This is a genomic window from Streptomyces sp. GB4-14, from assembly GCF_022696125.1.
Classification (GTDB): Bacteria; Actinomycetota; Actinomycetes; order Streptomycetales; family Streptomycetaceae; genus Streptomyces; species Streptomyces werraensis.
In genome coordinates, this window is record NZ_RZHO01000002.1 from 1,298,823 (window position 1) to 1,319,507 (window position 20,685).

Annotated in this window: 15 protein-coding genes; all 15 read left to right on the forward strand. The window is 73.7% G+C overall.

The window, feature by feature from the left end:
- Window positions 1-44 precede the first annotated feature (44 nt).
- Genes ELQ39_RS07035 through ELQ39_RS07105 form a run of 15 tightly spaced genes read left to right on the forward strand, consistent with a single transcriptional unit; the run spans window position 45 to window position 20,683 of the window.
- Entirely contained in the window at window positions 45-1,361 is a 1,317-nt protein-coding gene (locus tag ELQ39_RS07035) for a nucleotide sugar dehydrogenase (protein WP_242591399.1), read from the forward strand.
- Entirely contained in the window at window positions 1,351-2,610 is a 1,260-nt protein-coding gene (locus ELQ39_RS07040) for a glycosyltransferase family 4 protein (RefSeq protein ID WP_242591400.1), read from the forward strand. The genes ELQ39_RS07035 and ELQ39_RS07040 overlap by 11 nt, the downstream gene beginning before the upstream one ends.
- Window positions 2,600-3,967, forward strand: coding sequence for a polysaccharide biosynthesis protein (locus ELQ39_RS07045; RefSeq protein ID WP_242591401.1), 1,368 nt, complete (start codon window positions 2,600-2,602; stop codon window positions 3,965-3,967). Before ELQ39_RS07040 ends, ELQ39_RS07045 begins: the two co-directional genes overlap by 11 nt.
- Window positions 3,964-5,523 (forward strand): Wzz/FepE/Etk N-terminal domain-containing protein, encoded by a 1,560-nt coding sequence (locus tag ELQ39_RS07050; RefSeq protein WP_242591402.1) that lies wholly within the window; start codon window positions 3,964-3,966, stop codon window positions 5,521-5,523. Before ELQ39_RS07045 ends, ELQ39_RS07050 begins: the two co-directional genes overlap by 4 nt.
- A 3-nt stretch (window positions 5,524-5,526) precedes the next feature.
- A complete protein-coding gene (gene asnB, locus ELQ39_RS07055) occupies window positions 5,527-7,464 on the forward strand; it encodes an asparagine synthase (glutamine-hydrolyzing) (protein WP_242591403.1) in 1,938 nt (645 codons plus the stop codon).
- Between the two features lie 16 nt (window positions 7,465-7,480).
- The gene (locus ELQ39_RS07060) at window positions 7,481-9,670 is read left to right on the forward strand and encodes a bi-domain-containing oxidoreductase (protein WP_242591404.1); all 2,190 of its coding nucleotides are present in this window, start codon (window positions 7,481-7,483) and stop codon (window positions 9,668-9,670) included.
- Window positions 9,667-11,610: a heparinase II/III domain-containing protein gene (locus ELQ39_RS07065; RefSeq protein ID WP_225640332.1), complete on the forward strand. Its 1,944-nt coding sequence runs from the start codon at window positions 9,667-9,669 to the stop codon at window positions 11,608-11,610. The genes ELQ39_RS07060 and ELQ39_RS07065 overlap by 4 nt, the downstream gene beginning before the upstream one ends.
- Before the next feature lie 30 nt (window positions 11,611-11,640).
- Window positions 11,641-13,197, forward strand: coding sequence for a right-handed parallel beta-helix repeat-containing protein (locus ELQ39_RS07070; RefSeq protein ID WP_443334356.1), 1,557 nt, complete (start codon window positions 11,641-11,643; stop codon window positions 13,195-13,197).
- Window positions 13,190-14,443, forward strand: coding sequence for an O-antigen ligase domain-containing protein (locus tag ELQ39_RS07075; RefSeq protein WP_391665146.1), 1,254 nt, complete (start codon window positions 13,190-13,192; stop codon window positions 14,441-14,443). The genes ELQ39_RS07070 and ELQ39_RS07075 overlap by 8 nt, the downstream gene beginning before the upstream one ends.
- On the forward strand, window positions 14,444-15,709 hold the full coding sequence (locus ELQ39_RS07080; RefSeq protein ID WP_225640333.1) for a glycosyltransferase: 1,266 nt from the start codon (window positions 14,444-14,446) through the stop codon (window positions 15,707-15,709).
- The gene (locus ELQ39_RS07085; RefSeq protein WP_242591406.1) at window positions 15,706-16,941 is read left to right on the forward strand and encodes a class I SAM-dependent methyltransferase; all 1,236 of its coding nucleotides are present in this window, start codon (window positions 15,706-15,708) and stop codon (window positions 16,939-16,941) included. Before ELQ39_RS07080 ends, ELQ39_RS07085 begins: the two co-directional genes overlap by 4 nt.
- On the forward strand, window positions 16,938-17,738 hold the full coding sequence (locus tag ELQ39_RS07090) for a glucose-1-phosphate cytidylyltransferase (RefSeq protein ID WP_190001131.1): 801 nt from the start codon (window positions 16,938-16,940) through the stop codon (window positions 17,736-17,738). The genes ELQ39_RS07085 and ELQ39_RS07090 overlap by 4 nt, the downstream gene beginning before the upstream one ends.
- A complete protein-coding gene (locus ELQ39_RS07095) occupies window positions 17,735-18,382 on the forward strand; it encodes a PIG-L deacetylase family protein (protein WP_242591407.1) in 648 nt (215 codons plus the stop codon). The genes ELQ39_RS07090 and ELQ39_RS07095 overlap by 4 nt, the downstream gene beginning before the upstream one ends.
- Before the next feature lie 4 nt (window positions 18,383-18,386).
- Window positions 18,387-19,412 carry an NAD-dependent epimerase/dehydratase family protein gene (locus ELQ39_RS07100; protein ID WP_190001127.1) on the forward strand — a complete coding sequence of 342 codons (1,026 nt, stop codon included), beginning with the start codon at window positions 18,387-18,389 and terminating at the stop codon, window positions 19,410-19,412.
- Window positions 19,400-20,683 (forward strand): DUF4910 domain-containing protein, encoded by a 1,284-nt coding sequence (locus ELQ39_RS07105; RefSeq protein ID WP_242591408.1) that lies wholly within the window; start codon window positions 19,400-19,402, stop codon window positions 20,681-20,683. The genes ELQ39_RS07100 and ELQ39_RS07105 overlap by 13 nt, the downstream gene beginning before the upstream one ends.
- Window positions 20,684-20,685: the final 2 nt, after the last annotated feature.

The window sequence follows — 20,685 nt, forward strand, 5'->3', positions numbered from 1 at the left end:
GGGACCGCAGGCCGAGGGGGCCTGCCCGGGGGGAGGAACGGGTCATGAGAGTCAGCGTGTTCGGGCTCGGCTACGTGGGCTGCGTGTCGGCCGCGTGCCTGGCCAGCATGGGTCACGAGGTCGTCGGGGTGGACGTCAACCCGGTGAAGGTGGACCTGGTCAACGACGGCAAGGCGCCCGTCGTGGAGGAACGGATCGGCGAGCTGATCGCCGAGGTCGTGGGCAGCGGGGCGCTGCGCGCGACCACCGACGTGCGGGAGGCGATCGAGGGCAGCGAGGTGTCCCTCGTCTGCGTGGGCACCCCGTCGGAGCCCAACGGCAGCCTGTGCACGACGTACTTGGAGCGGGTCACCGAGGAGATCGGCGCGGCGCTGGCCGAGCGGGGCGGGCGGCACACCGTGGTGTTCCGCAGCACGATGCTGCCGGGCACCTGCCTGGGCCTGCTGGTGCCGCTCCTGGAGAAGCAGGTCGGGGGCACCGCCGGCGTGGACATCGGCGTGGCGGTCAACCCGGAGTTCCTGCGCGAGGGCACCAGCGTGCGGGACTTCTTCGACCCTCCGAAGACCGTCATCGGCGAGCTCGACACGGCGAGCGGCGACGTCGTCGCGGCGCTGTACGAGGACCTGCCCGGCGAGGTGTTCCGGGTGCCCGTGCCGACGGCCGAGGCGATCAAGTACGCGGACAACGCCTTCCACGGGCTGAAGATAGGCTTCGCCAACGAGCTGGGCGCGGTGTGCCGGGCGCTCGGAGTGGACTCGCACCAGGTGATGGACGTGTTCCTCGCCGACCGCAAGCTGAACATCAGCCCCGCCTACCTGCGTCCGGGCTTCGCCTTCGGCGGCTCCTGCCTGCCGAAGGACCTGCGCAGCCTGGTGCACGCGGCGCACCGGGCCGACGTGTCGGTGCCGATCCTCTCCCATGTGCTGCCCTCCAACGAGGAGCACCTGCAGCGCGCGGTGGAGCTGGTCGAGCGCACCGGCAGGCGCAAGGTCGGCCTGTTCGGGCTGTCGTTCAAGCCGGGCACCGACGACCTGCGCGAGAGCCCGCTGGTGGAGCTGGCGGAGCGGCTCTTCGGCAAGGGGTACGACCTGCGGATCCACGACGCCAACGTCAGCCTGTCCCGGCTGCTCGGCGCCAACCGCGAGTACATCGAGACCCGGCTGCCGCACCTGGCGCAGCTGCTCGCCGACTCCGTGCGGGACGTGCTGGACCACGCCGAGGTCGTCCTGGTCGGCACGAAGGACCCGGCGGTGCTGTCGGCGCTGCCGCACGGCGACGACCCCGTGATCATCGACCTCGTCCGCCTCCCCGACGCCGACGCGCGCCGGGCCGAACCCGGGTACGTGGGCCTTGCTTGGTGAGCCGAAGGGCGCGCGGGGCCGCCGCGCGCTGATCCTGGTGGAGAACCTGTCGGTGCCGTTCGACCGGCGGGTGTGGCAGGAGTGCCGCACGCTCCGCGACGCGGGCTGGGAGGTCGACGTCATCTGCCCGCAGGGCACCAAGCGGGACACCGAGCCGGAGGCCGTGATCGACGGGGTGCGGATCCACCGCTACCCGCTGCGCGCGGCCACCGGGGGACCGGCCGGCTACCTCAAGGAGTACGGCGCCGCGCTGTGGCACACCGCCCGCCTGGCGCGCAAGGTCGGCCCGGTGGACGTGGTGCACGCCTGCAACCCGCCGGACCTGCTGTTCCTGCCCGCGCTGCGGCTGAAGCGCCAGGGCGCGAAGTTCGTCTTCGACCAGCACGACCTGGTGCCGGAGCTGTACCTGTCCCGGTTCGGGCGGGGCAAGGACCTGCTCTACCGGGGCGTGTGCGCGCTGGAGCGGGCGACGTACCGGGCGGCTGACGTGGTGCTCGCCACCAACGAGAGCTACAAGGACGTCGCCGTGCGCCGCGGCGGACGGCGGCCCGAGGACGTGTTCGTGGTGCGCAGCGCGCCCGACACCGAACGGTTCCACCCGGTGGACCCCGAGCCGGAGCTGAAGCGCGGGAAGCCGCATCTGCTGTGCTACCTGGGCGTGATGGGCCCGCAGGACGGCGTCGACTACGCGCTGCGGGCGCTGGCGAAGCTCCGCGACGAGGTGGGCCGCACCGACTGGCACGCGGTGTTCGTCGGGGCGGGCGACACCTTCGACGCGATGGTGGAGCTGTCCCGTGAGCTGGGGCTCGACGGCCAGGTGGAGTTCACGGGACGCGTGCCGGACGCCGACCTGGTGCGCTGGCTGTCCACCGCGGACGTGTGCCTCTCGCCCGACCCGTGCAACCCGCTCAACGACGTGTCGACCATGAACAAGGTCCTCGAGTACATGGTGATGGGCCGGCCGATCGTCTCCTTCGACCTGAAGGAGGCGCGGGTCTCGGCCGGCGAGGCCGCCGTGTACGCGAAGGGCGACGACGAGGGCGAGTTCGCCGCGCTCATCGCCCGGCTGCTGGACGACCCCGAACAGCGCTCCCGCATGGGGAAGTTCGGACAGGAACGGATCAACGGCCCGCTGGCCTGGCGCAACTCGCAGGCGGCGCTGCTGGCCGCCTACGAGTCCGCCGTCGGGGGCGGCGCGGACGCGGCGGCCCGGAGCGGGCGGGAAAGAGGCACGTCCCTTGAGCGATGACGCGATACGCCTGGTCACCATCGGGCGGATGCTCCGCAGGCGCGGCAGGCTGCTGACGGTCCTGGTCGTGCTGGGGGCGCTGACCGGCTTCGGCGCCTCCCTGGTGTTCCCGCCGCGCTACACCACGTCGGCGTCGGTGCTGCTGCCGGGCGCCTGGGAGGAGCGCGTGCTGCTGACCCAGGCGGAGATCGCCACCAGCACGGTGGTGACCGACCGCACGGCCGAGGAGCTGGGCTGGGACGGGGTGGACGGCGAGGAGCTGCGCAAGCGGGTGCGCGCCGAGGTCACCGACGGCAACATCATCAAGATCTCCGGCACCGCCGGGAGCCCCGCGAAGGCGCAGCGGCTCTCCGACGAACTGGCCCGGCAGTTCGTGTCGTTCTCCGCGCGGATCGTCGACGAGACCGCGGACCCGACGGCGGCGGCCGGCCCCGAGGAGCTGCGGCAGACGGTGCTCACCACCAGCCGCCGCATCACCGAGCTGGCCGACGCCGCCGACCCCGGCCGGACCGTGGAGAGCGTGCAGACCCGCACCGAGCTGGCGAAGCTGCGCACCACGCTGCAGGAGGCGGTCGGGAAGCTGGACCAGGCCGGTTCGAACGCGGCCGGCTCCCGTCTGGTCGTCATGGGGCCGGCGGCCGAGCCGTCCGGCGAGGCCCCGCCGACCCGGGTGCAGCTGATCGCCGCCGGGGCGGTGCTGTTCTTCCTGCTGGCGGTGGTCGGGCATCTCACCTCGGCCCGGGTGAACCGCCGGCTGCGCTCCGAGCGGGAGATCGCCGCCGCGCTCGGCTCCGGGCTGCTGGGCGGCGTCGACGTGGCCGCACGGCGGGGCGTGCACCGTCCCGAGGGCGGCGGCGCCCGGCACCGGGCCCGCCGGCTGCTCGGTCTGGACACACCCTGGAACACGCCCGCCCCGCCGGCCGCCGGGGACGAGGCGAGCCTGGGGATCCGCTACCGGCGGGTGTGCGGCCGGATCCGCGACCTGATGCCGGGCGCGCGGCGGCTGCTGCTCGTCGTGCCCGACGACGACGGCATCGCCCTGCGGGCCGCCGAGCGGCTCGCGGAGGAGGCCGGGGGCGACCCGCTGCTGCGGGTGACGGAGGTCTCCGCCGAGGCGCCGCTGGTGCCCGACCGCGAGGAGGAGTCGGGCGTCCTTGTCGTGCTGAGCGCGGGCACCCGCACCGCCGCCGAGCTGCACGGGGTCGCCGAGGCGTGCGCGGACGCGGGTCACGACGTCGTCGGCATCGTCCTGGCCGACGCGGTCCGGACCCGTCCGGCGCGGTCCGCCGGCCCGCCTCGGGAGGCCGCCGCACCGGCGCTCGCCCTCGGCGACGGCGCCCGGGGAGGTGCGCGATGACGAGTACGACGACGGAGCCCACGGCCGCCGCCCCCCTGCTGGATCTGCAGGCCCTGGTGGTGTCGGTGCGCAGACGCCGCCGCCTGTGGGGCTCCCTGGCGCTGCTGGGGCTGCTGCTCGGGGCGGCGGTGGCGGTGCTGCTGCCCCCGCCGCCGACCGCCGTGACCAAGGTGCTGGTCGCCCACCAGGACGACCAGCCGAACGACCCCGGCACGCTGATCCGGACCGACGTGGCGCTGCTGCACACCACGCGGATCGCCGACGCGGCCCTGAAGTCCCTCGACTCCTCGGAGAGCGCCGAGGACTTCATGGAGGACTACGCGGGCGCCGGGCTGACCAACAACCTGCTGGAGATCAAGGCGACGGGCGAGACCGGTGAGGAGGCGGTGGCCCGCGCCGACGCGGTGGCCGAGGCGTTCGTCGCGGACCACGTGCGGCGCATCAAGCAGGCCGCGGCGGCCGACGCCTCGACGCTGCTCGCGCAGCGCGACCGACTGCAGAAGGAACTCGACCAGGTGAACGAGACGATCGGCGACGGGCCGCAGGAGGGAAGCCCGCAGGAGTCGGCGAACCTGGAGACGCTGTTCGCCCGCCGCGCCGAACTCAGCTCCCGCATCAGCGACTTCTCGCAGCGGGCCGCGGAGGCCCGGGTGGGCACGCCCCGGCTGATCGCGGGCACGCAGATCGTCGACGCCCCGCACACCCTGAAGCACTCGCTGCCGAAGGCCCTCGCCACCAACGGCGGGATCGGGCTGGTCCTCGGCCTGGTGCTGGGCCTGGTGATCGCCGCGGTCACCTCCGTGGTGGGCGACCGCCCGGTGCTGCGCCGGGACATCGCCCGGCACCTGGGCGCGTCGGTCACCGCCGAGCTGTCCCGGTCCGCGCTGCGGCCGGGTCTGCTGTGGCGGCGCCGGCGCAGGCGTGCGGCGCGGACCCGGCTCACCTCGTCGCTGGCCCGTACGGTGCGCGGCTCCTCGGAGCCGCTGGCGCTGCTGGAGCTGGGCTGTCCGCGCGTGGCGGGCGTGATCGCCCTGGACCTGGCGCGGACGCTGGCGGCGGACGAGCCGGTGGTCGTGGTCGACGCCCTGCCCCGGCAGGGTCTCGCCGGCCGGCGGCCGAAGCCGGGCGACCCGGAGGTGGTCGGGCCGGAGCGGGCCGCGGCCCTGCCGTCCGACCGGCGCCGGATCGGTGTGACGTCGGTGGCGCCCGGCGCGGCCTGGTCCGACCTCGCCGACCTGGCCGGCCGGGCCGTCCTGGTCGTTCGGGCGGGGCACGGCACGACCGCGTGGCTGCACACCGTGGCGCGGCAGCTCGCCGACCGCCGCGTGGAGGTGGCCGGCGTGGTGCTGGTCGACCCCGATCCCCGGGACCGGACGGACGGGACGCTGTGGGACGGGCCGTTCCCGGTGCCGCGCGTCCGCGAGGGGCGGCCGGTCCGGCAGAACGGCACGGGGTCCTCCCCCGCCGTGCAGGCGGTGACGGACGGTCCACGGCGTACGGAACGGCTGCCGATGTGGGCGGCGCGGGTCCCGGACAGCGACCAGGAGGCGCGGTAGCTCATGTGCGGCATCGCAGGCACGTACCGGTGGCCGGACGGCAAGGCGGTCACCGACCGGCTCACCGAGACCCTCGCCCACCGCGGCCCGGACGGCTCCGGGACGTACGCCCACACGCTGGGCGACGGAGAGGTGCACCTCGGGCACCGCAGGCTGGCCATCCTCGACCTGTCGGGCACCGGCGCCCAGCCGATGGTGTCGGAGGGTCTGGCCCTGACGTACAACGGCGAGCTGTACAACGCGCCTGAGCTGCGGGCCGAGCTGGAGGGCGCCGGGGTGCGGTTCCGGGGCACCTCGGACACCGAGGTGCTGCTGGAGGCGTGGCGGCGCTGGGGCACGGACTGTCTGCCCCGGCTGCGCGGCATGTTCGCGTTCGCCGTGTTCGACGAGCGCACCGGCGAGCTGGTGCTGGCCCGCGACCAGCTCGGCATCAAGCCGCTGTTCCTGCTGCGGCGCGGCGAAGGGCTGGTGTTCGCCTCGGAGCTGAAGGCGCTCGCGGCGGTGACCGGCGGGTCGCTGGAGGTGGACCCGGCGGCGCTGGTGGCGTCGCTGCTCTACTACTGGGTGCCGGACTCGCGGTGCGCGTTCCGCGGGGCGGAGAAGCTGCAGCCGGGGACCTGGCTGCGCTGCCGCCCCGACGGCTCGGTGCAGCGCGGGCGGTTCTGGGATCTGCGGGAGGTCGCCGCCGAGGGGCAGGAGCGGGCCCGGTCCGGGGATCTGCCGGATCTGGCGGCCGTGGTGGAGGAGTCGACGCGGCTCCATCTGCTGTCCGACGTGCCGGTGGCGACGTTCCTGTCCGGCGGCCTGGACTCCAGCTATCTGACCGCGCTGGCGGCCCGTGACCGGCCCGGCATCCCCGCGTACACCATCGGGTTCCGTGCGGAGGACGCCCGGTTCGAGGCGATGCCCGACGACCTGCGCTACGCCCGCCGGGTGGCCGAGCGGTTCGGTGTGGACCTGCGGGAGATCGAGATCGCCCCGGACGTGCAGGACCTGCTGCCGCGGATGACGTACCACCTGGACGAGCCGGTCGGCGACCCGGCCGCGATCAACACCTTCCTCATCTGCTCGGCCGCCCGGGAGGCCGGGGTGAAGGTGATGCTGTCGGGGATGGGCGCCGACGAGCTGTTCGCCGGGTACCGCAAGCATCTGGCGAACCTGATCGGGGTGCGTTACCGGCGGGTGCCGGGGCCGGTGCGTCACGGGGTGGCCGCCGCCGTGGACCGGCTGCCGGTCGCCACCCGCCGGCGCGGCCTGCGGTCGGTGCGGTTCGCGAAGCGGTTCCTGTCGTTCGCGGGCCTGCCGGAGGAGACCGCGTTCCGCCGCAGCTACACCCTGTACGACCGCGAGGAGCTGATCGGGCTGCTCGATCCGGACCTGGCCCCGGCGGTGGACGACGTGCTGACCGAGCACGCCGACGTCTACCACGACAACGCCCTCGGCGACTTCGTGAACCGCATGTGCCTGACGGACGCGCGGATGTTCCTGCCGGGCCTCAACCTCGCCTACACCGACCGGTCGAGCATGGCCGCGTCGACCGAGGTGCGGGTGCCGTACGTGGACGTCGAGGTGGTCAGGGCGGCGTTCGCGGTCCCCGGTACGCGCAAGATCACCGGGCGGCAGGGCAAGGCGGTGCTCAAGGAGGCGGCCACGTCGGTGCTGCCGAAGGAGATCGTGTACCGGCCCAAGGGCCTGTTCAGCGCCCCGCTGCGGGCCTGGATGAGCCGGGACCTCGCGCCGCTGGTGCGGGAGGTGGTGCACGACGGCCTGCTGGTCCGCTCCGGCTTCCTGCGCCGGGAGGCTCTGGCGCGCATGGTCGCCGAGGACGCCGCCGGGCAGCGGGACTTCTCCAAGCACCTCTGGCATGTGCTGACCCTCGAGCACTGGTACCGCGACGCGACCTCCAAGGCCGGCCACGACTCCCCCGCCTCGACGGCGTAGAGACAAGAGGAACTCCGTGAAACAGGTAGTGCAGAACTACAAGAGCGGTGAGCTGGCGCTGCTCGACGTGCCGGCGCCGGGCTGCAAGCCGGGCGGGGTGCTGGTGCGCAGCGCCTTCTCGCTGATCTCCACCGGCACCGAGCTGATGAAGGTGTCCGAGGCCGGCATGTCGATGCTGGGCAAGGCGCGGTCGCGGCCGGACCAGGTGGCGAAGGTCGTGCAGAGTGTCGCCACCAACGGGGTGCCTGCCACGTACCGCAAGGTGATGGGCAAGCTCGACTCGTACACGCCGCTGGGCTATTCGCTGTGCGGGGTGGTGGAGCAGGTCGGCGCCGGGATCGACGACGTCAAGGTCGGCGACATGGTGGCGTGCGCGGGAAACGAGCACGCGCTGCACGCCGAGCTGAACTGGGTGCCGAAGAACCTGTACGTCCCGGTCCCGGACGGGGTCGCGCCCCGGCACGCGGCGTTCGGCACGGTCGGGTCGATCGCGCTGCAGGGTGTGCGGCAGGGCGAGTCGCGGCTCGGCGAGGTGGCCCTGGTGATCGGGCTGGGGCTGATCGGGCAGCTGGTGACGCAGCTGCTGAACGCCTCCGGGGTGCGGGTGGTCGGCGTGGACCCCGACCCGGCGCGCTGCGAGCTGGCCGAGCGGCTGGGCGCGGCGGCCTGCGGCGACCCGGGCTCGGCGGGCGTGGAGAGCGCGGTCGCCGAACTCACCGGCGGCATGGGCGTGGACCAGGTGTATCTGGCGGCCGGCGGGAGCAGCAACCAGCCCGTGGAGCTGGCCGCGCGGCTGTGCCGGGACCGCGGCCGGGTGATCGACATCGGCAAGTGCCGGCTCGACCTGCCGTGGAACGCGTACTACGAGAAGGAACTCGACGTCCGGTTCTCCCGCAGCTACGGGCCCGGGCGCTACGACCCGGAGTACGAACTCCAGGGCCGCGACTACCCGGTCGGCTACGTCCGCTGGACCGAGCGCCGCAACCTGGCGTGCTTCCTCGACCTGATCGCCCGGGGCGGCGTCGACGTGGAGCCGCTGGTGTCGCACGTCGCCGGGTTCGAGGACGCCGTGGAGACGTACCGGCGGCTCGAGGAGGGCGAACTCAAGGCGGTGGCCGTGCTGTTCCGGTACGCGCCGGCGGAGGACGCGCCCGCGGCCGAGGTGCCGGAGGTGACGGTGCCGCAGGTGCGGCGGCGTCCCGGCCGGTCGGCGCCGGTGCGGCGGTCCGGCCCGGTGCGGCTGGCGTTCGTCGGCGCGGGGAACTACGCCTCGTCGATGCTGCTGCCGCATCTGACGGGCCGCGACGGCGTGGAGCTGGCCACGGTCGTCACCACGACGGCGCTGTCCGCGGCCAACGCCCAGCGGAAGTTCGGCTTCGGGAAGGCCACCACCGACCTGGACGCGGTGCTGGGCGACCCGGCCGTGGACGCGGTGTTCGTGGTGACCCGACACAGCTCGCACGCCGAGCTGACCCGGCGGGCGCTGCTGGCGGGCAAGGCGGTGTTCGTGGAGAAGCCGCTGGCGCTCACCGAGGAGGAGCTGGCCTCCGTGCTGGCGGCGGTGGAGGAGTCCGGCAACGACCGCGTCCAGGTGGGCTTCAACCGCCGGTTCGCCCCGCTGCTGCGGGAGGCCCGGGAGCTGTTCGGCGCCCGCACCGGCCCGGCTAGCCTGCGCTACCTGGTCAACGCCGGCCGGCTGGAGCACGGCAGCTGGTATCTGCGGCAGGACACCGAGGGGTCCCGGTTCGCCGGGGAGGGCGGGCACTTCGTCGACACCGCGAGCTGGCTGCTGGACGCCGACCCGGTGTCGGTGTACGCGGCCGCCCCTGCCGGCAACGAGGACCTGCAGATCGTGCTGGGCTATCCGGACGGGTCCACGGCGACGATCAGCTACGTCACCTCCGGGCCTTCGTCCTTCCCGAAGGAGACGCTGGACCTCGTCGCGGACGGCAAGGTGCTGCGGCTTGACGACTTCACACGGGCCGCCGTGTACGACGGGCGGCGCCGGCAGTCGGTCGGCTCGCGGCTGCCGAAGGCCCGGGACAAGGGGCAGAACGCGGAGCTCGCGGCGTTCGTGAAGGCCGTGCGGACGGGTGGGCCGATGCCGGTGCCGCTGGAGTCGCTGGCCGCGACGACGACGGCCACGCTCGCCGTGCACACCGCGCTGGCGAGCGGTGTCCCGGTCACCCTGGCGGGGGCGCGATGAGCATGAGCGCGGGGTGGTACCTGCGGCGGCTGTCCCGGATGGGGCCGCGGGAGGCCGGCGGCCGGGCCGTCGACGCGGTGCGCCGGCGGCGCTGGCGGTCGGCGCTGCCCGAGCGGCCGCCGGTGACGGGCGTCCGGTTCACGGCCGTGCTGCCCGAGGGCGCGCTCGCCGGGGTGGACCCGGACGCGGTGAGGCGTCTGGTCGCCGAGGCGGACCGGCTGATGGCAGGGCGCGCCGAGTTCTTCGGGGTGGTCCGCGAGGACATGGCGGACCCGGACTGGCAGTTCGACCCGAGGACCGGGCGCCGCGCCCCGCTGGACCACGCGTTCGACGTGCCGTACCGGGACGAGGAGGCGGTCGGCGACATCAAGCAGATCTGGGAGCCGTCCCGGCACCAGTACCTGACCGTGCTGGCCGCCGCGTACGCGCTCACCGGGAACGACCGGTACGCGGAGCGGGTCGCCGCGCATCTGCGGTCGTGGTGGGAGGCCGATCCGCCGCTGCGGGGCGCGCACTGGGTCAGCGGCATCGAGCTGGGCATCCGGCTGCTGTCGTGGGTGTGGATCCGCCGGCTGCTGGACGGCTGGGCGGGCGCGCCCGCGCTGTTCGAGGAGAACCCGGTGGCGCTGGACCAGATCTGGCACCACCAGCGCTGGCTGGCCGCGTTCCCCAGCCGGGGCTCGTCGGCGAACAACCACGCGGTCGCCGAGGCGGCCGGGCAGCTCGCCGCGTCCTGCGCGTTCGGCTGGTTCCCGTACTCGCCGCGGTGGCGGGCGGACGCGCTGCGCGACCTGGACCGGCATCTGCGCGCCAACACCTTCCTGTCCGGGATCAACCGGGAGCTGGCGAGCGAGTACCACGGGCTGGTGCTGGAGCTGGGCCTGGCCGCGCTGGCCGAGGCGGACGCCGCGGGCGTGGCCGTCCCCGCGACGACGCGGCTGGTGCTGCTGCGGATGACGGACGCGCTCGCGGCCGTCGTCGACAACCGGCTGCGTCCGCCCCGCCAGGGCGACGCGGACGACGGGCACGGGCTGGTGCTGGACGGCCCGGACACCGACCGCTGGGGGTCGCTGCTGGCCACCGGCGAGGCGGTGTTCGGCCGGCTCGGCTGGTGGCCCGAGGTGCCCGGCTCCGACGTCCGCACCCCGCTGCTGGCCTCGCTGATCGAGCCGTACGGCGAGGGCGTGGCGCGTCCGGAGAGGCGGCCCGCGCATTTCGCGGACGCGGGGCTGACCGTGCTGCGCGGGCCCGGGGAGATCTGGTGCCGCTGCGACGGCGGACCGCACGGCTTCCTGTCGATCGCCGCGCACGCCCACGCGGACGCGCTGTCGGTGGAGGTGCGGCACGACGGGGTGGACGTGCTGGCCGACCCGGGCACGTACTGCTACCACGGCCGGCCCGAGTGGCGGAGCTACTTCCGCTCCACCCTCGGCCACAACACGCTCGAGGCCGGCGGCCGGGACCAGTCGGTGTCGGGCGGCCCGTTCCTGTGGACGCGGCACGCCGCGACGCGCGTGCTGGAGGTGGACGCCGACGGGGAGAAGGCGGCGCGCTGGTGCGCCGAGCACGACGGCTACCGGCCGCTGCTCCACCGGCGGCAGGTGGACCTCGCGTACGAGAGCCGTGAGGTGCGGGTGGTCGACACGGTGAGCGGCGACCGCCGGGAGGTGCGTCTGGCGTTCCACCTCGGCCCGGACGTCACGGCGGAGCTGGAGGGGAGCCGGGCGCGGCTCACCTGGACGCGGGACGGCGAGAACCGCTCGGCGGTGCTCGGCCTGCCGGCCGGGCTCACCTGGCGGGCGCACCGGGGAGAGAGCGGACCGCCGCTGGGCTGGTACTCCCCCGGGTTCGGGCGCAAGGTGCCGAGCACCACGCTGGTCGGCAGCGGATCCGTCGACGGAACGGCCGAATTCACCACCGTTCTCGGGTTCGACGGCTAGGGGGCTGCGGTGGGTCTGCGTGGAGAGGACGTGCGCCGGTGGCGGCGCTGGGCGTCGGCGGCCGGGCTGGCGATGGCGCTGGTGGCGACCGCCGGCTGCGAGAGCGCGTCCGAGCCGGCGAACGAGCGGGACGGGCGGTCACGGGCGGACGCCCGCACCCGGCCGGGGGACTCCGGCGGGGCGCCGCGGTCCGTGGCCCGGGTGTGCGAGAAGCCGAAGCCCGGACCGGCGAAGGCGCCGTCCGGCGCGGTGACCGTGGACCCCTCGGTGCCCGGCGACCTCTCCGCGAAGACCGGATCCAGTCCGGCCGGCACCACGTTCTGGCTGAAGCCCGGCACCCACCGGCTGGCCTCCGACCGGTACGCGCAGGTGGAGCCCAAGGACGGCAACACCTACATCGGCGCGCCCGGCGCGGTGCTCGACGGCCGGAAGACGAACCAGTACGCGTTCGGCGGCGGCGCGCGCGAGGTGACCATCCGGCATCTGACCGTGCAGGGGTTCGTCGCTCCGCACGACGAGGGCGTGGTCAACCACGACTCGGCCGACGGCTGGGTGATCGAGCACTCCCGGGTCCAGTTCAACTCCGGCGCCGGGCTGATGGCCGGGTCCGGGCAGCAGGTGCGGGCGAGCTGCCTGCGCGGCAACGGCCAGTACGGCATGAACGCGTACAAGGGGTCCGGTCCGCTGCGCGATCTGGTGCTGGAGGGCAACGAGATCACCGACAACAACCGGCACGACTGGGAGACGAAGCGGCCCGGCTGCGGCTGCACCGGCGGCGTCAAGTTCTGGGCCGTGGACGGGGCGGACGTGCGCGGCAACTGGGTGCACGCCAACCGCGGCACCGGCCTGTGGGCGGACACCAACAACAACGACTTCCTGATCGAGGGCAACGTCCTGGAGGACAACCAGGGTGCCGCCCTGATGTACGAGACCAGCTACAACGCGGTGATCAGGAACAACACGATCCGGCGGAACAACTGGGTGGAGGGCAGGCGGTACGCGGAGCGCGGCGACACCTTCCCGTTCGCCACCGTCTACATCTCGGAGTCCGGAGGCGAGCCCCGTGTGAAGGCCCGCACCGACGAGCTGGAGATCTCCGGGAACCTCTTCGAGGACAACTGGAACGCGATCACCCTGTGGGAGAACGCCGACCGGTTCTGCAACAGCCCCGCCAACACCTCCTCGGCCGACTGCACCCTGCTCGTCGAGGACATCGACCGCTGTGCGCGGCCCGGCATCGCCAGGGCGCCGCTGTACGCGGACTGCCGGTGGCGGACCCAGCGGGTGGACGTCCACCACAACCGGTTCCTGCTGGACAGGTCCGTGATGGACTGCACGTCGATGTGCGACCGCATGGCCGTCCTCGCCAACTACGGCACCTATCCGGACTGGTCGCCGTACATGGGCGAGAAGGTCGCCGACGCCGTCACGCTGAAGCAGCGCAACCGCTGGCGCAGCAACGTCTACGAGGGGCGGTGGACGTTCGTCGCGCACGATCCGAGCGGGCAGTTGGACTTCCAGGAGTGGCGGGGCGCGCCGTACCGGCAGGACGCGGGCAGCACCTACCGCGCCGGGGACGGTGGTTGACGTGCGGGTGGAGCACACGCCGAGGACCGTCCAGGCGGTGTGGGGGCTGCTGGTCCTCAACACCCTCGGGTCCACGGGCGCGGAGACGATCGTGCCGCTGCCCCGGTCGCTGATCCAGATGGTCACGATGGGCGCCCTGGTCGCCGCGTTCGCGCTGGCGCTGGCCATGAACCTGCGGCTGCGGGTGCGGCCCAGTGCGTTCCTGCTGCTGCTCAGCCTGCTGCTGGTGCCGAGCCTGATCTCCAGCGTGGACCTGAGCGCCGGGTTCGGGGCGCTGTTCCGGTGCGGCCGGTTCGCGGTGTTCGTGGCCACGCTGTGGCTGCTCTCCCGCTGGTGGGACGGCTCTATCACGTTCGTGCGGTACCACATCCGCTGGTACTTCCTGGTGCTGTGCTCGGTCGCCGCCGGCCTGGTGCTGTCGCCGGGCGCCGCCCTGCCCGACCTCTACGGCGGCCGGCTCGTGGGCGCGCTGTGGCCGCTGACGCCGCCGCAGATCGGTCAGTACGCGGCGGTGGTCGTGGGGCTGGCGGTGCTGCTGGTGCTGGGCCGCCGCACCGACCGGCGGAGCGCCGCGCTGGTGATCGTGCCGTCACTGGCGCTGCTCGCCCTCACGCACACCAGGACGGCGACGGTCGGGCTGCTCGCCGGTCTGCTGGTGGCGATCGGCTCGATGGTGCTGACCAGCGCCGCCGCCCGCCGCTGGTTCGGCTGGGCGCTCGCGTGCGCCGCGGTCGCCGCGGTCGCGTTCGGGTCGCTGCTCCAGGCGTGGTTCCTGCGCGGGCAGACCGAGGAGAACTTCTCCACCCTCACCGGCCGCGCCAAGGTGTGGGAGGCGCTGCTGGACGCGCCCCGGTCGGGCGCGGAGCGGCTGTTCGGGGTGGGCCTCGGCGACAAGTCGTTCGACGGGCTGCCCATCGACAACAGCTGGCTCGCCGTCTACCACGAACAGGGCCTGCTGGGCGTGGCGTTGGTCGCCGGGTTCGTGCTGGTGCCGACCACGGTCGCGCTGCTGCGGCCGCCGTCGCTCGCTCGGGCCTGCGCGCTGTTCCTGATCACCTACTGCGGGCTCGCCTCGTACACCGAGGCGGGTCTGGGCGACGCCTCGCCGTACCTGCTGCACCTGGCGCTCGCGGCCTCGCTGCTGGTGGCGCCCTCCGCCCCGCCCGTGCCCGACGCCGGTCCTCCGGCGCCGGATCCCGTCCGTCGGACCGTCGCGCGGCCGGTCCGCGGCAAGGAGGTGGCGTGAATGCACGTCATGGTGGTGCACAACCGCTACGCGTCGGCGCAGCCGAGCGGGGAGAACAAGGTCGTCGACCAGGAGGTGGCGCTGCTGCGGGAGGCCGGCCACCGGGTCGGGGTGTTCGAGCGGCGCAGCGACGACATCGCGGCGCGCTCGCTGCCGGCCAAGGCCGCGATCCCGCTGCTGGTGCCGTGGAACCCGGCGGTGCGCGCCCGGCTGGCCGAGCGGCTGCGCGCCGAGCGGCCGGACGTGGTGCACGTCCACAACGTCTTCCCGCTGCTGTCGCCCGCGGTGATCGCCGCCTGCGCGGACGCCGGGGTGCCCGCCGTCGCCACGCTGCACAACTACACCCAGGTGTGCCCGCCGGGCACCCTGCACCGGGACGGCTCGCCGTGCACCGCGTGCGTGGGCCGGGCGCCGCTGCCCGCCGTCCGGCACGGCTGCTACCGCGGCTCCCGGCTGGCGACGGTGCCGCTCGCGGTGAGCCTGTCGGTCAACCGGCGGCGCTGGTGGTCGGGCGTGGAGCGGTTCTTCTGCATCTCGGCGGCGCAGCGCGAGGTGCTGGTGGGCGCGGGGATGCCGGCCGGACGGCTCGTGGTGAAGCACAACTTCGTGCCCGAGACGCCCGTGCGGCGCACCGGTCCCGGCGAGCACCTGCTGTACCTGGGGCGGCTCGCGGAGGTGAAGGGCGTGCGGCTGCTGATGGCCGCGTGGGACGAGCTCGCCGCCGCCGGCGGGGTCGGCGTGCCCCTGGTGATCGCCGGCTCGGGCCCGCTGGAGGCGGAGGTGGCGGCCTGGGCGGCGGGCCGGGACGACGTGCGCCACGTCGGCCTGTACGACCGGGTGCGCTGCCGTGAGGCCGTCGCGGGGGCGGTGGCCGTGGTGGCGCCGTCGACCTGGAAGGAGGCGTTCGGCCTGGTGGTCGTGGAGGCGATGGCGGCGGGGGTGCCGGCCGTAGCCGCCGGGCACGGCGCCTTCACCGAGCTGGTCGAGGACGGGGTGACCGGGCTGCTGCACCGGCCGGACGACGCCGCGTCGCTGGCGGCCGCGCTGCGCCGGGTCACCGCCGACGGCGACGGCAACCGGGAGATGGGCCGGGCGGCCCGGCTCCGCTACGAGCGGGGCTTCAGCCCGAAGGTGGGGCTGGCGCGCCTGGAGGAGGGGTACCGCGCGGCGATCGCGGGACGCGGCGGGCCGGACCCGTCGCGAGGGGACACGCACACGGGCTCGCGCCGGGGGGACCTGCGCGAGCGGGATGGGGGAAGCAGATGACACGTTGCCGACTGTGCGGCTCGACGGCGCTGGAGAGCGTCGTCGACCTGGGGGCGACCCCGCCGTGCGAGAGCTTTCTCGCGGCGGAGCGGCTGGACGCGCCGGAGCCGACGTACCCGCTGCACCTGCGGGTGTGCACGGACTGCTGGCTGGCGCAGATACCGCCGCTGATCACACCGGAGGAGACGTTCAGCGAGTACGCGTACTTCTCGTCGTACTCCTCGTCCTGGGTGGAGCACGCTCGGGTGTTCGTCGAGGACGCGGCGGCGCGGCTGGGGCTCGGCGAGGACTCGTTCGTGGTGGAGGTGGCGAGCAACGACGGCTACCTGCTGCGGCACGTGGTGGACCGCGGGGTGCGCTGCCTGGGCGTCGAGCCGTCGGTGAACGTCGGCGCGGCGGCGAGGGAGGCGGGCGTGCCCACGCTCACCGCGTTCCTGAGCCCCGAGACGGGCGCGGCGGTGCGCGCCGAGCACGGGCCGGCCGACCTGGTGGTCGCCAACAACGTGTACGCGCACATCCCGGACGTCATCGGCTTCACGCAGGGGCTGCGCGCGCTGGTCGCGGACGACGGCTGGGTCTCGGTCGAGGTGCAGCATCTGCTGACCCTCATCGAGGAGAACCAGTACGACACGATCTACCACGAGCACTTCCAGTACTACACGGTCGCCTCCGCGATCCGGGCGCTGGCGAGCGGCGGGCTGACGCTGGTGGACGTGGAGCTGCTGCCCACGCACGGCGGTTCGCTGCGGCTGTGGGCGCGGCCCGAGGAGGCGGCCGGGGAGCCGAGCGGCCGGGTGGCCGACGTGCTGGCCCGGGAGAAGGCCGCCGGGCTCCAGGAGCTGACCGGGTACACCGAGTTCTCCGCCCGGGTGGCCAAGGTGCGCCGGGACCTGCTGCGGTTCCTGGTCGAGGCGGCCGAGGAAGGGAAGACAGTCGTCGGGTACGGCGCGCCCGGCAAGGGCAACACGCTGCTCAACCACTGCGGGATCCGGCCGGACCTGCTGCCGTACACGGTGGACCGCAACCCTTACAAGCACGGCCGGTACACGCCGGGCACGCGCATCCCGATCCTGCCGCCCGACCGGATCGCCGCCGACCGGCCGGACTACGTGCTGGTGCTGCCCTGGAACCTGCGCGCCGAGCTGGTCGAGCAGCTGTCGTACGTGCACGAGTGGGGCGGCCGGCTGGTCTTCCCCATCCCGGAACTGAGCATTGTCGAGGTCGAGCGATGAAGGTCGTACTGTTCTGCGGCGGTTACGGGATGCGCATGCGCGCCGGGGCGAACGACGACATCCCCAAGCCCATGGCGATGGTCGGTCCGCGCCCGCTGATCTGGCACGTGATGCGCTACTACGCGCATTTCGGGCACAAGGAGTTCATCCTGTGCCTGGGCTACGGCGCCCACCACATCAAGAACTTCTTCCTCAACTACGAGGAGACCGTCTCCAACGACTTCGTGCTGCGCGGCGGCCGCACCGAGCTGCTGTCCACCGACATCGCGGACTGGACCATCACGTTCGCGCAGACCGGCATCGAGTCTCCCATCGGGGAGCGGCTGCGCCGGGTGCGGGACCATCTGGACGGCGACGAGATGTTCCTCGCCAACTACGCGGACGTGCTCACCGACGCCCCGCTGCCGGAGATGATCGACCGGTTCTCCCGCCGGGACGCGGGCGCGTCGATGATGGTGGTGCCGCCGCAGTCGTCGTTCCACTGCGTGGAGCTGGGCCAGGACGGCCTGGTGGGCGGCATCACTCCGGTGAGCGACCTGCCGCTGTGGGAGAACGGCGGCTACTTCGTGCTGCGCCAGGAGATCTTCGACCACATCCCGGAGAACGGAGATCTCGTCGCCGACGGGTGTGCCCAGCTGGCCAAGCGGGGAAGGCTCGTTGCGCACCAGCACCGCGGCTTCTGGCAGCCGACCGACACCGTGAAGGAGCGTACGGCGCTGGACGAGGCCTACGCCCGGGGGGAGAGGCCGTGGGCCGTGTGGGAGCGGGAGCGTACGGGGGCGGGGGTGAGCGCGTGATCCGGCTGAGAACCGGGCGTCTCGAGCGGGTCGTCGCGGTGGGCGCGCACTGCGACGACATCGCGATCGGCGCCGGCGGCACGCTGCTGACCCTGTGCCGGGCCCGCCCGGGTCTCAGGGTCGACGCGCTGGTGCTGTCCGGCGGCGGGACGGAGCGCGAGCAGGAGGAGCAGGAGGCGCTCGCCGCGTTCTGTCCGGGCGCCGACCTCAGGCTGACCGTGGACAAGATGCCCGACGGCCGGCTGCCCGCGCACTGGGCGGAGGCGAAGGCCGCGGTCGAGGAGCTGCGCGCCCGCACGGAGCCCGACCTGGTGCTCGCCCCGCGCACCGAGGACGCGCACCAGGACCACCGCGGCCTGGCGAAGCTGATGACGACCGCGTTCCGCGACCATCTCGTGCTCGGCTACGAGATCGTCAAGTGGGACGGGGACCTGGGCCGCCCGGTGGTGTACCAGCCGCTGACGCCCGAGGCGGCCGAGGACAAGGTGCGGCTGCTGCAGGAGCACTACCCGTCGCAGCGGCACCGGCCCTGGTACGACCGGGAGGCCTTCCTCGGGCTCGCCCGGATCCGCGGCATCGAAAGCAACGCGCGCTACGCCGAGGCGTTCGCCGTCACCAAACTCACTGTCGACCTGGGGGGTTGAAACCTTGCGCGTACTGCTCACCGGACACCAGGGCTATCTGGGCACCGTGATGGCCCCGGTGCTCACGGCCGCCGGACACGAGGTCGTCGGGCTGGACGCCGGCCTGTTCGCCGACTGCGTGCTGGGGCCGGCGCCCGCGGACCCTCCGGGGACGCGGGTGGACCTGCGGGACGTCACGGCCGGCCATGTGGCCGGGGTGGACGCCGTGATCCACCTGGCCGCCCTGTCCAACGACCCGCTGGGGGCGCTGGCGCCGGAACTCACCTACGACATCAACCACCACGCGTCCGTGCGGCTGGCGAAACTGGCCCGCGACGCGGGGGTGCGGCGCTTCCTGTACGCCTCGACCTGCTCGGTCTACGGCGCGGCGGGCGGCGACGAGCTGGTGGCCGAGGACGCCCCGCTGCGCCCGGTGACCCCGTACGCCGAGTCCAAGGTGCGGGTGGAGGACGACCTGCACGAGCTGGCCGACGACGACTTCAGCCCGGTCTACATGCGCAACGCGACCGCCTTCGGGTACTCGCCGCGGCTGCGCGCCGACATCGTGCTGAACAACCTGGTCGGGCACGCCCTGCTGTCCGGGGAGGTGCTGGTGCTGTCCGACGGCACGCCGTGGCGTCCGCTGGTGCACGCCGCGGACATCGCCCGCGCGTTCACGGCCGCCCTTCAGGCGCCGCGGGAGGCGGTGCACGACCGGGCGTTCAACATCGGCAGCGAGACCAACAACGTCACGGTCGCGGAGATCGCCCAGCAGGTCGCCGACGCGGTCGACGGCTCCAAGGTGGTCATCACCGGGGAGACGGGCGCCGACCCGCGCTCCTACCGGGTGGACTTCTCCCGGTTCCGCGCCGCGGTCCCCGGCTTCGAGTGCGAGTGGACCGTGAAGCGCGGCGCGCTCGAACTCGCCGACGCCTACCGGACGCACGGGCTGACCCGGGAGGCGTTCGAGCAGCGGTTCACCCGGCTCGCCGTGCTGCGCGCCGCGTCCGACGCGGGCACGGTCGACGGCACCCTGCGGTGGCGGTCGTGACCACGCCCGGCGAGGAGATGCACGCCCTGGTGGAGCGGATGTACCCGCTTCGCCGGAGCATCACCGGCGACGGGGTGCGCGCCACCCTGGACATCGTCGGGGAGCATCTGCCGCTGGAGGTGCACGAGGTGCCCACCGGCACACAGGTGCTCGACTGGACGGTGCCGCAGGAGTGGAACGTCCGGGAGGCGTGGATCGCCGACCCGTCCGGGCGGCGGGTCGTCGACCTCGCCGACTCCAGCCTGCACGTGCTCGGGTACAGCGTGCCGGTGTCGGCGCGGATGGAGCTGTCCGAGCTGCGCCCGCATCTGCACACCCTGCCCGAGCACCCCACGTGGGTGCCGTACCGCACCAGTTACTACAAGCCGGACTGGGGCTTCTGCCTCGCGCAGGAGACCCTGGACGCGCTGCCGGACGGTGAGTACGAGGTGCGGATCGACTCCACCCTCGCGGACGGGCACCTCACCTACGCCGAGCACGTGGTGCCCGGTCAGGTGCCCGACGAGGTGATCGTCTCCAGCCACGTCTGCCACCCGGCGCTGGCCAACGACAACCTGGCCGGCATCGCGGTGGCGGCCTTCCTCGCCCGGTCGCTGGCCGAGGGCACGCCGTACCACACCTACCGGTTCCTCTTCGCGCCCGGCACCATCGGGGCGATCACCTGGCTGGCCCGCAACGCCGGCCGGGTGGAGCGGGTGAAGCACGGGCTGGTGCTGGCCTGCGCGGGCGACCGCGGCTCCCTGACCTACAAGCGCAGCAGGCGCGGGGACGCGGAGATCGACCGGGCGATGCGGTACGTGCTGGAGACCTCCGGACGCCCGCACGAGATAAGGGAGTTCACCCCGTACGGCTACGACGAGCGGCAGTTCTGCTCGCCGGGCTTCGACCTGGCGGTGGGGTCGCTCAGCCGGACCCCCTACGCCGGCTACCCGGAGTACCACACCTCGGCGGACGACCTGGACTTCGTGACGCCGGAGGCCATGGAGGACACCCTCGCCGTCTGCCGGGAGGTGTTCGCCGTGCTCGACCGCAACCGTCGGTACGTCAACCTCAGCCCGTACGGGGAACCGCAGTTGGGGCGGCGCGGGCTCTACGGGGCGCTCGGCGGGCGCAGCGACGCGCAGGAGGCCCAGATGGCGATGCTGTGGGTGCTCAGCCTCTCCGACGGCGAGCACGGTCTGCTGGACGTGGCCGAGCGGGCCGGTCTGCCGTTCGACACCGTCGTCGCGGCGGCCGACGCCCTGCACGGCGCCGGGCTGGTCAAGGCGTGAGG

What these genes read in the sequence shown, in the direction of transcription:
- ELQ39_RS07050 (WP_242591402.1), top strand. Translation starts at nt 3,964, where the DNA reads ATGACGAGTACGACGACGGAGCCCACGGCCGCCGCCCCCCTGCTGGAT.
- ELQ39_RS07090 (WP_190001131.1), top strand. Translation starts at nt 16,938, where the DNA reads ATGAAGGTCGTACTGTTCTGCGGCGGTTACGGGATGCGCATGCGCGCC.
- ELQ39_RS07080 (WP_225640333.1), top strand. Translation starts at nt 14,444, where the DNA reads ATGCACGTCATGGTGGTGCACAACCGCTACGCGTCGGCGCAGCCGAGC.
- ELQ39_RS07065 (WP_225640332.1), top strand. Translation starts at nt 9,667, where the DNA reads ATGAGCATGAGCGCGGGGTGGTACCTGCGGCGGCTGTCCCGGATGGGG.
- ELQ39_RS07085 (WP_242591406.1), top strand. Translation starts at nt 15,706, where the DNA reads ATGACACGTTGCCGACTGTGCGGCTCGACGGCGCTGGAGAGCGTCGTC.
- ELQ39_RS07035 (WP_242591399.1), top strand. Translation starts at nt 45, where the DNA reads ATGAGAGTCAGCGTGTTCGGGCTCGGCTACGTGGGCTGCGTGTCGGCC.
- asnB (WP_242591403.1), top strand. Translation starts at nt 5,527, where the DNA reads ATGTGCGGCATCGCAGGCACGTACCGGTGGCCGGACGGCAAGGCGGTC.